Origin of the sequence: Streptococcus gwangjuensis (genome assembly GCF_028156745.1) — a bacterium.
Taxonomy (GTDB): domain Bacteria; phylum Bacillota; class Bacilli; order Lactobacillales; family Streptococcaceae; genus Streptococcus; species Streptococcus gwangjuense_A.
In genome coordinates this window covers 14,104-27,675 of the sequence record NZ_JAODJG010000029.1, presented here as the reverse complement: position 1 = coordinate 27,675, position 13,572 = coordinate 14,104, and the positions used below count along the sequence as shown (strand labels likewise).

The 13,572-nt window shown below is 40.9% G+C and carries 15 protein-coding genes; 4 read left to right on the top strand and 11 right to left on the bottom strand.

Annotated elements, in window-relative coordinates; genetic code table 11:
- Position 1: 1 nt before the first annotated feature.
- Complete coding sequence (locus N5909_RS02455) at positions 2-868, top strand: cysteine ABC transporter substrate-binding protein (protein WP_271630736.1); 867 nt, start codon at positions 2-4, stop codon at positions 866-868.
- Between the two features lie 131 nt (positions 869-999).
- Here N5909_RS02455 and pyrE read toward each other — a convergent pair whose 3' ends face one another.
- The 7 genes from pyrE to typA all read right to left on the bottom strand — a co-directional run bounded on the left by pyrE (position 1,000) and on the right by typA (position 8,475).
- A complete protein-coding gene (pyrE, locus tag N5909_RS02450) occupies positions 1,000-1,632 on the bottom strand; it encodes an orotate phosphoribosyltransferase (RefSeq protein WP_271630735.1) in 633 nt (210 codons plus the stop codon).
- Positions 1,633-1,665: 33 nt separating this feature from the next.
- On the bottom strand, positions 1,666-2,367 hold the full coding sequence (gene pyrF, locus N5909_RS02445) for an orotidine-5'-phosphate decarboxylase (protein ID WP_033681415.1): 702 nt from the start codon (positions 2,365-2,367) through the stop codon (positions 1,666-1,668).
- 232 nt (positions 2,368-2,599) lie between these two features.
- On the bottom strand, positions 2,600-3,823 hold the full coding sequence (locus N5909_RS02440) for a cell division protein FtsQ/DivIB (RefSeq protein ID WP_271630734.1): 1,224 nt from the start codon (positions 3,821-3,823) through the stop codon (positions 2,600-2,602).
- Between the two features lie 9 nt (positions 3,824-3,832).
- Complete coding sequence (locus tag N5909_RS02435) at positions 3,833-4,891, bottom strand: UDP-N-acetylglucosamine--N-acetylmuramyl-(pentapeptide) pyrophosphoryl-undecaprenol N-acetylglucosamine transferase (RefSeq protein ID WP_271630733.1); 1,059 nt, start codon at positions 4,889-4,891, stop codon at positions 3,833-3,835.
- A gap of 1 nt (position 4,892) precedes the next feature.
- Positions 4,893-6,245 carry a UDP-N-acetylmuramoyl-L-alanine--D-glutamate ligase gene (gene murD, locus N5909_RS02430; protein WP_271630732.1) on the bottom strand — a complete coding sequence of 451 codons (1,353 nt, stop codon included), beginning with the start codon at positions 6,243-6,245 and terminating at the stop codon, positions 4,893-4,895.
- A 114-nt stretch (positions 6,246-6,359) separates the two neighbouring features.
- Positions 6,360-6,614 (bottom strand): DUF3165 family protein, encoded by a 255-nt coding sequence (locus tag N5909_RS02425; RefSeq protein WP_141230318.1) that lies wholly within the window; start codon positions 6,612-6,614, stop codon positions 6,360-6,362.
- 19 nt (positions 6,615-6,633) lie between these two features.
- Entirely contained in the window at positions 6,634-8,475 is a 1,842-nt protein-coding gene (typA, locus tag N5909_RS02420) for a translational GTPase TypA (RefSeq protein WP_000164108.1), read from the bottom strand.
- Positions 8,476-8,636: 161 nt separating this feature from the next.
- Here typA and N5909_RS02415 point away from each other — a divergent pair, with 161 nt between their 5' ends.
- Positions 8,637-9,362 carry a 16S rRNA pseudouridine(516) synthase gene (locus N5909_RS02415; protein WP_261150694.1) on the top strand — a complete coding sequence of 242 codons (726 nt, stop codon included), beginning with the start codon at positions 8,637-8,639 and terminating at the stop codon, positions 9,360-9,362.
- Positions 9,363-9,404: 42 nt separating this feature from the next.
- On the opposite strand, the gene N5909_RS02410 is transcribed toward N5909_RS02415, so the two are convergent.
- From N5909_RS02410 to N5909_RS02400, 3 genes are all read right to left on the bottom strand, one after another.
- Complete coding sequence (locus N5909_RS02410; protein WP_000660081.1) at positions 9,405-9,632, bottom strand: hypothetical protein; 228 nt, start codon at positions 9,630-9,632, stop codon at positions 9,405-9,407.
- 88 nt (positions 9,633-9,720) lie between these two features.
- Positions 9,721-10,101 (bottom strand): rhodanese-like domain-containing protein, encoded by a 381-nt coding sequence (locus N5909_RS02405; RefSeq protein ID WP_261150692.1) that lies wholly within the window; start codon positions 10,099-10,101, stop codon positions 9,721-9,723.
- A complete protein-coding gene (locus N5909_RS02400; RefSeq protein WP_049501931.1) occupies positions 10,101-10,370 on the bottom strand; it encodes a YqgQ family protein in 270 nt (89 codons plus the stop codon). The genes N5909_RS02405 and N5909_RS02400 overlap by 1 nt, the downstream gene beginning before the upstream one ends.
- Positions 10,371-10,433: 63 nt before the next feature.
- Between N5909_RS02400 and N5909_RS02395 the strand changes: the two genes are divergently transcribed.
- Complete coding sequence (locus N5909_RS02395; RefSeq protein WP_042750500.1) at positions 10,434-11,342, top strand: LysR family transcriptional regulator; 909 nt, start codon at positions 10,434-10,436, stop codon at positions 11,340-11,342.
- A gap of 41 nt (positions 11,343-11,383) precedes the next feature.
- Positions 11,384-13,069 (top strand): N-acetylmuramoyl-L-alanine amidase, encoded by a 1,686-nt coding sequence (locus tag N5909_RS02390; RefSeq protein WP_271630731.1) that lies wholly within the window; start codon positions 11,384-11,386, stop codon positions 13,067-13,069.
- A 31-nt stretch (positions 13,070-13,100) separates the two neighbouring features.
- Here the strand turns inward: N5909_RS02390 and N5909_RS02385 are convergent, their stop codons facing one another.
- Positions 13,101-13,418: a hypothetical protein gene (locus N5909_RS02385; RefSeq protein WP_020902037.1), complete on the bottom strand. Its 318-nt coding sequence runs from the start codon at positions 13,416-13,418 to the stop codon at positions 13,101-13,103.
- Positions 13,419-13,572: the final 154 nt, after the last annotated feature.

Below are 13,572 nucleotides of genomic sequence, written 5' to 3'. Positions count from 1 at the left end.
TATGAAACTATTCAAACCACTCTTAACTGTTTTGGCACTTGCCTTTGCTCTTATCTTTGTCACAGCTTGTAGCTCAGGTGGAAATGCTGGCTCATCATCTGGAAAAACGACTGCCAAGGCACGCACTATTGATGAAATCAAAAAAAGCGGTGAACTACGAATCGCCGTATTTGGAGACAAGAAACCGTTTGGCTACGTTGACAATGACGGTTCCTACCAAGGTTACGATATCGAACTTGGAAATCAACTGGCTCAAGACCTTGGTGTCAAGGTTAAATACGTTTCAGTAGATGCTGCCAACCGTGCTGAATACTTGATTTCAAACAAGGTGGATATTACCCTTGCCAACTTTACAGTAACTGACGAACGTAAGAAACAAGTTGACTTTGCCCTTCCATACATGAAAGTCTCTCTTGGTGTTGTATCACCTAAGACTGGTCACATTACAGACGTCAAACAACTTGAAGGTAAAACCTTGATTGTCACAAAAGGAACGACTGCTGAGACTTATTTTGAAAAGAATCATCCAGAAATCAAACTCCAAAAATACGACCAATACAGTGACTCTTACCAAGCTCTTCTTGACGGACGTGGAGATGCCTTCTCTACTGACAATACTGAAGTTCTAGCTTGGGCGCTTGAAAACAAAGGATTTGAAGTAGGAATTACTTCCCTCGGTGATCCAGATACTATTGCAGCAGCAGTTCAAAAAGGAAACCAAGAATTGCTAGACTTCATCAATAAAGATATTGAAAAATTAGGTAAGGAAAACTTCTTCCACAAGGCCTATGAAAAAACACTTCACCCAACCTACGGTGACGCTGCTAAAGCAGATGACCTAGTTGTTGAAGGTGGAAAAGTCGACTAATACTCTTCGAAAATCTCTTCAAACCACATCAGCTTCACCTTGGATTATATTTGATTTTCATTGAGTATAAGATCCAATAACATCACAAAAAGAAATCAGGTAATCCTAGTGACTACCTGATTTTCTATGTTTTAGGCGTTTTGCCAATTTTCTTGGTCTTCTTTAAATCGTTTTAGAAGGTCGAGGCCTTCTGGTGTGATGTAACCTTCTTCTTGGGCTAGGTGGATGAGTTCACTGTAGTTCGAAAGTGTCACAAGTTTGACACCTGCGTCTGAGAAGTTCTTATCTGCTTTTGGCAATTGGTAGCTGAAAATCGCTACAACTCCAAGCACATCTGCTCCTTCTCGTTTAGCAGCTGCTACTGCTTCAAGAACAGAACCACCTGTTGAAATAAGATCTTCAACCACTACCATTTTTTGACCCTGAGCTACGCGTCCTTCGATTTGATTACCAGCACCGTGGTCTTTTGGTTTGCTACGGATGTAGGCAAATGGCAGATTCATCTTGTCAGCAATAATAGCTCCGTGTGGAATCCCTGCTGTTGCAGTTCCTGCAATCACTTCTACCTTTGGAAAGGCTTCTTTGATAGCTTCCACAAAGCCATTTTCAATTAAGGTACGAGTTTCTGGATAGGCTAGTGTCACACGATTATCCGTGTAAATTGGTGACTTGATACCAGATGCCCAAGTGAAAGGATCCTCTGGTTTGAGGTAAACGGCTTGAATCTTCAAGAGGTGGCTAGCGATATCTTTAGCAAGTGTCATGGTGTTCTCCTTTTATTTTTCTAATCTAGTTCTTTAATTCCAGTCCTGTGTCCATTCATTCTTGATGGCATGATAAGCTACAACAGGATTCTCAGCTTGGGTAATGGGACGTCCCACTACGATATAGTCACTACCGATTTGATAGGCATCAGCAGGTGTCATCACGCGTTTTTGGTCTCCAACTGCAGCACCTGCTGGACGAATGCCCGGTGTCAGACAGATAAAATCTGGATTGGTGGCCTGCTTGATGAGTTGCACTTCCTGAGCCGAGCAAACAACACCATCTAATCCCGCTTCAGCCGTCTTCTTAGCATAATGAATCACTGACTCCTGCAGACTGGTTTGGATATTTTGAAAATCCTTCATCTGAGCTTCTGAGGTTGATGTGAGCTGAGTGACAGCGATCAATTTGGCTTGACTTCCAAGACCTTCACGCGCAGCCTTCATCATCTCTACACCCCCAGCAGCATGAACATTTGTCATATCCACACCAAGCTGAGACAGGACCTTCATAGCTGATTTGACTGTATTGGGAATGTCATGCAGCTTGAGATCCAAAAAGACACTGTGCCCCAGGCCTTTCAAGTAAGACACAATCTCAGGCCCCGTTGCGTAATAAAGCTCCATCCCTACCTTAAGATAAAGGCTTTCTTCTGCTGGAAAAAGAGCTAAGAATTCCTTGACCGCCTCAAAACTAGGAAAATCAAGAGCAATGACTGGACGATGTTCTCGCATAGGTTTCTCCTTTTACCTTTGCTAGTGAGAGAGTCTGGCCACAAGAAGCCACGAAAAAAGGAACCTGCCAACAGCAAGGTTCCACGAAAAATGGGTAGTCTCCACCCTTTCACCGTCTAACCTTAGCTGCCTCTCTGGACTGCTTTAAAGGTTTTTTACTATTCTATTATTTCTACTAGAACTTGTCAAGTAAAAACATGGTCACTAAAGAGCTATAGGAGAAAAGCTAAACCTAGCGACGCGATGAACGCTGGGTCGTTTGGTTTTGATTGCTCTCTTCCTCCAGCTTTTTCTTCTCTTCTTCCAATTTATTCTTTTGTTCTTCTAGCTTTTTCTTCTCAGCTTCCTTAGCCTCTTGTTTGGCTTTTTCCTCAGCCTCCATAATTAATTTATCCGCCACAGTGTAACTGTAAATTCCAGCTTCCATGTCAATCACACTTGGTTCTGACAATTGAGGTTTAATCTTACTGTAATAAGGCAGTTTCTTACTCATTTCAGAAAGAGGAACCAAAACTTCGTCCGAATCATTCATAGTCAATCGAATTAAATCTGATGTGACCTTGCTTGGGGCTAATTCCACCTTCTGGATAGCCGCCTTGAGTTCTGGACTAATTTGAGCAAGTTCTGACGTAAAGGTCTTGATTTGTTCGCTGTCATTAAAGAGAACTGATATATAAGTTTCTGGCAGACTGACCAAACTGACCGAACTGGTCTCGAGCTGACCGCTTGAAAGGATTGGATAATGACTTTCTCCAGAAACATAGTAGGCCACAATATCATATTCCTTAACCTTGATAGTAAACTTGGTTGGAAATTGATAGACAAGCTGAGCTGATTCAACCCAATAGTTAGACTTGATCTGCTCTTCATATTTTGCCTTGTCTAGCAGAAGGTTAATCGTATAATCCGAATCCTGAATGCCTGAAGCCTGTCGAATATCATCAGCTGTAGTTTGCACTGTTCCCTCAACACGAATATCCTTCATGGTCGCATAAGGACTGAGCAAATAAGCAGAGACAACCAATAAAAGCAGACTGAGAAACAAAATCGAGATAGCCCGCCAGATATGAACTCCTGGAATTTTCGGTTTGACCGGTTTTTCCTTTACAGGCTTTTTACCTGCCTTTTTATCCTCTTTCTTTGTCTCTTTGGACTTTGATTCTTCTTTGGCTACTTCTTTTTTGACGTCTTCTGACTCTTCTACTTTTTCTTCAGACTCTTTCTTAGCTGATTTTGAGTCTTTTGAATCAGATTCACTCTCTTGCTCCTCGGTTGCATCTGACTTTTCAGATTTTGAAGCCATTCGAGCCTGTCTTTCCTTTTCCTTCTCCTCAGCTAGGGCCGCCTCTTCCTCAGCCTTCTTTTTTAGATATTCTTGGTTTCGTTTCTGCCATTCTGATAACTCTTTAAATTCTTCGAGGATTTCTTTGCCCTCATTTTTCTTATCTTTTGACATTTACTTTCCTTATGATAAATCTTTTTTCAATAGTTGATAAAAATCTGCTAGAGATTTCAATTCCTTTGAAGCCTTCATCTTGGCTTGATAGTCTTCCTTGTGACTTAGTAAGTGAGAAAGCTTCTCTTCCAAACTATCCAAGGTCAAATCGCTTTCTTGAAGCTCTTCTGCATAGCCTTTTTTTACAAAGTAAGCTGCATTCTCAATCTGGTCTCCACGACTAGCTTCACGACCAAGTGGCACAATAACATGTAATTTTGCCATGGCCAAGAGCTCAAAAATCGTATTGGCACCACCTCGTGTCACAACAATATCCGCCAATTCCATCAAGGGTTGATAGAGATTGGTCACATAATCAACACGAAAAAGATTTTGGCTCAACTCGTTCAGGCTAGAATCTCCAGTTAGATTGATAATATTGTAGCGCTCTGTCAGTTCTTTCTTATGGTCTGTCACCAATTGGTTAAAGACACGAGCCCCTGCAGAACCACCGACAAACAATACAGTTGGCAATTTAGGATTAAAGTGGGTTTGAATATCCACCAATTCATCCGGTTCTGGATTTTTTTGGTCTGAAACCTTGGTCACTGCTCCCACATGCTCGACCTTAGCCAAACTCGAAGCTTGCTCAAAGGTTGAGTACATCTTAGTTGCAAACTTATAGGCAATTTTATTTGCCAAGCCCATAGACAGGTCAGATTCATGAATAAAGACTGGCACTCCTGACACACGGGCAGCGATAACAGGCGGTACTGAGACAAAGCCTCCCTTTGAAAAAAGAGCCTGTGGACGAAGTCGTAACATGATAAAGAGCGACTGGACAATTCCCCAGCCAACTTTAAAGACATCCAGCATATTTTGCCAAGAGAAATAGCGACGCAATTTCCCAGTCGCAACGGAGTGGAAGGTGACATCTAGACCTGACTTGAGGATTTCTTGGTGCTCGATGCCACGTTTATCTCCGATATAGTGGACTTCCCAGCCATCTTCGATGAACTTGGGCATTAACAAAAGGTTGAGGGTCACGTGTCCAACCGTCCCCCCACCTGTAAAGACAATTTTCTTCATATTATTCCTTTAACTCCGCTACTGTGTCGATAAAGAGGTCGCCACGTACTTCAAAGTTAGCATACATATCCCAGCTGGCATTGGCAGGACTGAGAAGGACTACATCTCCTTGAGTCGCAAGTTCATAGGCCTTGCGGGTCGCATCTGCAATATCAGTCGCATCTACATATGCCACACCAGCCTTATCTGCTGCCCGTTTGACACGTTCTGCAGACTGACCGAGGATGACCATCTTCTTAAGTCCAGTAATATCTGGTACCAATTCGTCAAACTCATTGCCACGGTCCAAACCACCTGCAATCAAAATGACCTTGCTGTTGTCAAATCCTGACAAGGCTTTTTGAGTAGCCAAGATATTAGTTGACTTGCTATCATTATAGAATTTGACACCCTTGATTTCATCCACAAATTGGAGACGGTGTTTGACACCACCAAAGGCTGAGAGAGTTTCTTTGATGGTTTGGTTATCAACACCACGAAGCTTGGCTACAGCAATAGTCGCAAGCGCATTTTCTACATTGTGGCTACCTGGAACTCCGATTTCATTCGCTGCCATGACTACTTCACCACGGAAGTAGAGTTGACCATCTTCCAAATAAGCTCCATCAACCTTTTCCTGTGTTGAGAATGGTACAACTGTAGCTTGTGTTTTTCTTGCCAATTCTTTTGCCAAGTCTTGGTTAAAGTTCAAGACAAGGAAATCAGCCGCTGTCATCTTGTTCTGGATATTCCACTTGGCTGCCACATATTCCTCAAAAGAACCATGATAATCGATATGAGTTGGCATGAGGTTGGTAATAACTGCAATCTCAGGATGGAATTCTTGAACACCCATGAGTTGGAAAGAAGAAAGTTCCATAACAAGAGTGTCCTTATCTGTCGCAGTTTGAGCCACTTGACTGGCAGGATAGCCGATATTTCCTGATAAGAGACCATGTTGTCCAGCAGCAGTCAAAACTTCCCCAATCATCGTCGTTGTGGTTGTTTTACCGTTCGAACCTGTGATACCGATAATTGGCGCTTCTGAAATCAAGTAAGCCAATTCCACCTCAGTCAAGACTGGAATCCCCTTGGCCAAAGCCTTTTCAATCATGGGATTACTGTATGGAATACCTGGATTTTTCACCATAAGGGCAAACTCTTCATCCAAGAGTTCCAAAGGATGGCCACCTGTAATGACCTTGATTCCTTCTTCCAACAAACTTTGGGCAGCTGGATTGTCCTCGAATGGTTTCCCGTCATTTACTGTCACAATAGCACCTAGTTTGTCCAACAAACGAGCTGCAGATTCACCAGACTTGGCCAAACCTAAAACAAGGACTTTCTTATTTTTAAATTGATCTATTACTTTCATGTCTCGAACTCCATTTCTACTCTTACTATTTTACCATTTTTATGGAAATAATTCTAAACGAAAATGCTCATATTCAGCATTCTAACAAGCAAAAAGAGAGCCAAAACTCTCTTTTTATCTTCTTTTACTTTTATGGACCGACATGAGGGTAATATCTCGCAAGCTAAAATATGCTAGAAAGAGCATAGCGACTGCGATGAAGAATTCTGTCGGTAGCTGAAAGATTTGCAAAACTGACAACATCAGCAAAATCAAGAGTGCTACGAAAGCAAAGACGACAAGGACGATGTTGACTGTCCCTTTAATGCTTTGTGGTGTCGCAAATACATAGAGTAGTAATAAGAGGAGTCCTATGATTAAATAAACCATCTTTATCTCTTTCTAGCTCTTATTCAGCTGATTTTTTCTTCTTGTTAGCTTTCTCACGCTCTGCTTTGTTAAGGATTTGTTTACGCAAACGGATAGACTCAGGCGTTACTTCCATGTACTCATCGTCGTTCAAGAACTCAAGAGACTCTTCAAGGGTCAAGATACGAGGGGTCTTGATAACAGCTGTTTGGTCCTTAGTAGCTGAACGGACGTTGGTCATTTGTTTTGCCTTAGTGATGTTAACTGTCAAGTCATTTTCACGAGAGTTTTCACCGATGATCATTCCTTCATAAACCTCAGTACCTGGGTTGACAAAGATCGTACCACGTTCTTCGATAGACATGATTGAGTAAGTTGTAGCCTTACCAGCATCGATAGAAACAAGGGCACCACGGTGACGTCCACCAATTTCACCTGGAATCAATGGCAAGTATTGGTCGAAGGTATGGTTCATGATACCGTAACCACGAGTCATTGACAAGAACTCAGTTGAATAACCAATTAACCCACGCGCTGGAACAAGGAAGACCAAACGAGTTTGACCATTACCAGTTGAAATCATATCCAACATTTCACCTTTACGTTCAGAAAGGCTTTGGATAACAGATCCTTGGTATTCTTCTGGAGTGTCGATTTGAACACGTTCAAATGGCTCACATTTAACACCGTCTATTTCTTTGACGATAACTTCTGGACGAGATACTTGAAGTTCATAGCCCTCACGACGCATTGTTTCGATAAGGATTGACAAGTGCAATTCTCCACGACCTGAAACAGTCCATTTATCTGGTGAATCAGTTGGGTCAACACGAAGGGAAACGTCTGTTTGCAATTCGGCCTGCAAGCGTTCTTCTACCTTACGAGAAGTCACCCATTTACCTTCTTTACCAGCAAATGGTGAGTTGTTGACCAAGAAAGTCATTTGAAGAGTTGGCTCATCGATGTGTAGGATTGGAAGAGCTTCAATTGCATCTGTCGGAGTAATGGTTTCGCCGACAAAGATGTCTTCCATACCTGAAACGGCAATCAAATCACCTGCTTTGGCTTCTTGGATTTCACGACGTTCCAAACCAAAGAAACCGAAGAGTTTTGTAACACGGAAGTTTTTAGTTGTGCCGTCAAGTTTAGAAAGGGTAACTTGGTCCCCAACCTTAACAGTACCACGGAAGACACGACCGATACCGATACGGCCAACGAAGTCGTTGTAGTCCAAAAGTGACACTTGGAACTGCAAAGGCTCATCTGAGTTATCTACTGGAGCTGGGATATGGTCGATAATCGTGTCAAAGATTGGTGCCATAGTCGCTTCTTGGTCAGCTGGATCATCTGACAATGAAGAAGTTCCGTTGATAGCTGAAGCATACACCACTGGGAAATCAAGCTGGTCGTCATCTGCACCAAGCTCGATGAAAAGTTCCAAGACTTCGTCCACTACTTCTGCTGGACGAGCTGATGGTTTATCGATTTTATTGACAACCACGATTGGGACAAGGTCTTGTTCCAAAGCTTTTTTCAATACGAAACGAGTCTGTGGCATTGTTCCTTCGTAGGCATCTACGACCAAGACAACACCGTCAACCATTTTCATGATACGCTCAACTTCTCCACCGAAGTCCGCGTGTCCTGGTGTGTCCATAATATTGATACGAGTTCCGTTGTAGGCAACGGCAGTATTTTTAGCAAGGATGGTAATTCCACGCTCTTTTTCGATATCGTTTGAATCCATAGCACGCTCTGCCAATTCAGTACGTGCATCAAGCGTTTCTGATTGTTTCAATAATTCGTCAACGAGGGTTGTTTTACCGTGGTCAACGTGGGCGATAATCGCAATGTTACGGATATCTTCTCTTAATTTTGTCATGATTTCCTCTATAATATTCAAAATTTATTTTCTAACTGAACGATTATACCATAATTTCAAGTAAATAACATAATTCAAGCAAGTGTAAATGTTTTCACTCTGCTTTTCTTTTCACGTCAAGCCTTTTCAAAGCAAGCGACTTATGATAAGATAGGCACAGTATGCGTTTAGATAATTTATTAGCTCAAGAAAAAATCAGCCGAAAGGCCATGAAGCAAGCCTTACTCAAAGGAGAAATTCTCGTCGATGGTTGCCCAGCCCGCTCCCTAGCTCAAAATATCGATACAGGACTACAAGAACTCCTTTTTCAGGACCGAATCATTCAAGGCTATGAACACACCTATCTGATGCTTCATAAGCCAGCTGGTGTCGTTACAGCCAACAAAGACAGGGAGCTTCCAACCGTCATAGATCTCCTTCCGCCTGACATCCAGTCTGACAAGCTCTATGCCGTCGGTCGACTGGATCGAGATACGACGGGACTCCTCCTCTTGACCGATAACGGTCCCTTGGGCTTTCAGCTCCTCCATCCCCAATATCATGTAGATAAGACTTATCAAGTTGAGGTTAATGGGCTCCTGACACCTGACCATATCCAAGCCTTTCAAAAGGGAATTGTCTTTTTAGATGGTACTGTCTGTAAACCTGCAAGACTAGAAATTCTATCTGCAAGTCCTGCCCTCAGTCAAGCCTCTATCACCATTTCAGAGGGGAAATTTCATCAAGTCAAAAAAATGTTCCTCTCAGTTGGTGTCAAGGTGACCTCCCTCAAACGAGTTCAGTTCGGTGAGTTTACATTAGACCCAGAACTAGCAGAAGGTCAATACCGTCCCTTAAACCAAGAGGAATTGAAAATCATTAAAAACTACTTAGAGAAAAGTGGATAAAACAAAAAAGCTTTCAAATAAAGCTTTTTTGTTTTACACTACTTAATTCATAAAAAGAATCAATCCTAAAACCCAATTAATTACGGAAACTACAATCCCTACAATAGCTATAATTTTTTCTGTTTTATAGTCTAGTCCAGATTCTTTTTGAAGTGAGTTAGCATACAATAAACTGGTAATACCTAAACCAATACCTCCCAACGGAAATAACAAACCAAGAATAATCGACAAAATACCCACAAAAAGTGGATTTTTCTTTTTTTCTTTCATGTTCTAAGAACTCCTTAAATTTTATACAAATTAATTATACTATAAAACAATAGCTTCATCCTATCATTCGACTAATTTGGAAATAAGGTTAGCTAGTCTTCACTTTTCCATTCCAAGAATCCAAACCATAAGAAAGGATATAAATTTCAGAAAAACCTTGTTTTTTCAAGTAAAGGGCTGCATTTGTGACACGTTGCGCACGTTGGTTTTCGTAAAGAAGGACAGGTTTATCTTTACGAAGGGCTGCAAGACTAGTCTTCAACTGACTTGAAGGAATATTGCGTGCTCCAAGAATATGTTTTCTGTGGAATTCTGCTGGGTCGCGCAAATCAATCAATTGACCCGTACGAATCAAGGCTTCAAACTCCTCATTGTCCACAATTTTAGCCGCACGGCGAATACGAAGATAGTTAAAGCCCATCCACGCCAACATTGCTAGTATAAGTGCCCACAAAATCCAAGTAACCATTAGTTCATTTCTCCATTTTTCTCAATATAATCCAATTCTATCTTGTGCTCTCTGCGAAGAACCGCTTCTGCTTCTAGATAGTCTAATTTGTCCATCAACCCTGCATCGTAAATCCGAGAGAGCTCCAACTTCATCAGTTCAATATCATATAAGCGTTTTCCCATGTAAACAATAATACCAAATCGTTTGAGGAATTGCTGCACATCATAGAATGTTTTCATAAGACTCATTCTAGCAAATTTTTGTGTTTTTTTCAAGAAGAGACTCACACAATGCTCCTGATTTTCCTATCATCTTTGGCGATTCTGACGCAAGTGTGGTACAATAAAAACATGAGAATTCAACAATTACATTATATTATCAAAATCGTCGAAACTGGCTCCATGAATGAGGCAGCCAAGCAACTCTTTATCACTCAGCCAAGTCTTTCCAATGCAGTAAGAGATTTGGAAAATGAAATGGGCATTGAAATCTTTATCCGCAATCCCAAGGGTATCACCTTGACCCGTGATGGGATGGAGTTCCTCTCTTATGCCCGTCAGGTTGTCGAGCAGACCCAGCTTTTGGAAGAACGCTATAAAAATCCTGTCGCCCACCGCGAACTCTTTAGCGTTTCCTCCCAGCATTATGCCTTTGTGGTCAATGCCTTTGTCTCTCTGCTCAAGAAAAGTGATATGGAGAAATACGAGCTCTTCCTTCGTGAAACTCGTACTTGGGAGATTATCGACGACGTCAAGAACTTCCGTAGTGAGGTCGGTGTCCTATTTTTTAACAGCTACAACCGTGATGTTTTAACCAAAATGCTGGATGACAATCACCTGCTGGCTCATCATCTCTTTACCGCCCAACCGCATATCTTTGTCAGCAAGACCAATCCTCTGGCAAAGAAAGACAAGGTCAAACTAGAAGACTTGGAGAACTTCCCTTACCTCAGCTATGATCAAGGAACTCACAACTCCTTCTACTTCTCTGAAGAGATTCTCTCGCAGGAATACCACAAAAAATCTATCGTAGTCAGCGACCGTGCCACCCTCTTTAACCTCTTGATTGGTCTGGATGGATACACGATCGCAACAGGGATTTTGAACAGCAACCTCAACGGAGACAATATCGTTTCTATCCCACTGGATATTGATGATCCTATCGAGCTGGTCTATATCCAGCATGAAAAAACCAGCCTATCCAAGATGGGCGAACGCTTTATCGACTATCTACTAGAAGAAGTCCAGTTTGATAGTTGAGAATAGTATTAAAATGCTAAAAATATATATGGAGACAAAAAATGAAAAAGATTATACTCGCTAGTACAGTTGCCCTATCTATTTTAGGGTACTCTCAAGTAACGGTCCAGGCTCAAGAAAATAAAGCAGAGTCAGTACGAGAAAATGTAACAATTCCTCATTCAAGTACTTCAAAAATCGAAAACCAAGAAAAACCGAAAGAGAATGTTGAAAAAACAGACAATTCTTCTAAAATTGACGATAAAGAAGAAAAAACTCCTGCTACAGAAGAGAAGAAATCTGAAGTAAAAAAAGAAGTAAAAAAAGAAGAAAAAGTCAAAGAAGGTTGGCAGGGAGAAAATAATAACTGGCGCTTTTACGAACACAATAAACCTGTTACCAACTGGAAAAAAATCCAAGGAAAGTGGTACTACTTCAACAAAGATGGAAATCGACTAAGCAATACAACCTTTGATGGTTATGTATTCAATAAAGATGGAGTGATGGCTGAGAACGGTTGGAACTTCATCAATGGAAAGTGGTACTTTGCTAGTTCTTCAGGAAAAATTTCTCAAAATAAATGGGAAAAAATTGCTGATTCTTGGTATTACTTCGCCAAAGATGGAATCATGCTTAGTAATACTACTTTTGACAGCTACTTACTGACTAAAAGTGGTGCTATGGCCGAAAACAAATGGGTTCTCATTGATAAATATTGGTACTTCGCTAATTCTTCTGGAAAAATTTCTCAAAATAAATGGGAAAAAATTAACGGTATTTGGTACTATTTTGACAAAACAGGTATCATGTCCAGTAACCAATGGCAAGGTAATTATTATTTAAAATCAAGTGGAGCCATGGCTGATAATGAATGGATATTTGATAAAAACTATAACAGCTGGTTCTTTTTGAAGCGTGGTGGAATGTATGCATCAAAAGAATGGATTGGAGCTTATTACCTCAAAGCCGGTGGTTATATGGCTAAGAATGAATGGATATTTGATAAGTACTATAATTCTTGGTATTATCTAAAAGAAAACGGGCAATACGTCACTAATATTTATAAAATCTCCGGAAAAGATCATATCTTTAAAAATGATGGTAGATGGGTTAGTGAAGTTCCTGAGGGTTTTAAAAAAGGCCAATACAGTAAAACTATCTTTTTAGATCCTGGGCATGGGGGAAGAGACTCAGGTGCATACTATTACAATGTCGCTGAAAAAGACCTCAACATGCAGGTGTATCGTAAATTACGCAAAAAGTTAGAAGAACTTGGCTACAAAGTTCTCACTTCACGTGATAGTGATATTGATGTAGATTTTGTTACAGAACGTTCTCGTATGGTTAACAAGACTAACTCTGATATCTTTATTAGTATTCACTTCAATGCGACTGGTAGCGCCTACTCTAGAGCTAGCGGTATTCAAACCTATTCCTATAGTGATGATCCTGATTATCCAAGTAAAATCAACCCATACTGGCATAACCATCCTGACCGTATGAGTGAGAGCAAGCGTCTTGCAGCCGCTATCCACTCTTCATTGTTAGCTGAAACTGGTGCTAAAGATGCTGGTTTATTGGAAAGAAGCTTTGCCGTTCTTCGAGAAACTGCTAAACCAGCCGTCCTCCTAGAGCTAGGTTATATAGATAATTTCGCTGAAAATCAACAGATTCGAGATAGCCACTATCAAGATAAGCTTGTAGCAGGTATCGTGAAAGGAATTCAAAAATATTACGCTGGTAAGTAAAAAAGGGTCTCGAGAAATCTCGAGGCCTTTTCTATTTGTCTTCTTTTGTATCTTTATCAGGAAAGAGGTATCCAATACCAATGCAAGCTAGTACGCCCGCTCCAATTACCAAGCCACTTGAAATTGGCAAAAGGTCTAAAATTGCATTTGCAATGATAAAAGCAATAATTAAACACATCAGACTAGCCTTGTAGTCTTTTTTCAAAAAATTCTCTAGAGTGAAAAAGAGGAACAGTCCTACCGGAATCAGTGACCATAGGTTGACATCCAAACTTGGCCATCCAACAGAAGCAAAATACAAAACCAAAGCTGAAACTAGCAAGAATCCAATACCTAATAATTTTTTCATTTTTATCTCCAATTTCTTTTTTAGGAACTTGAGTTATCTGATATCGACCCTTCACGTCCCTTACAAAAATCATTATAGCAGAGGTCAGTTTCAAGAACAAGTTCTTTTGCCTATCTGGTCTCTATATCAGTCTAAGTGGTTGAAGTGTTAAGAT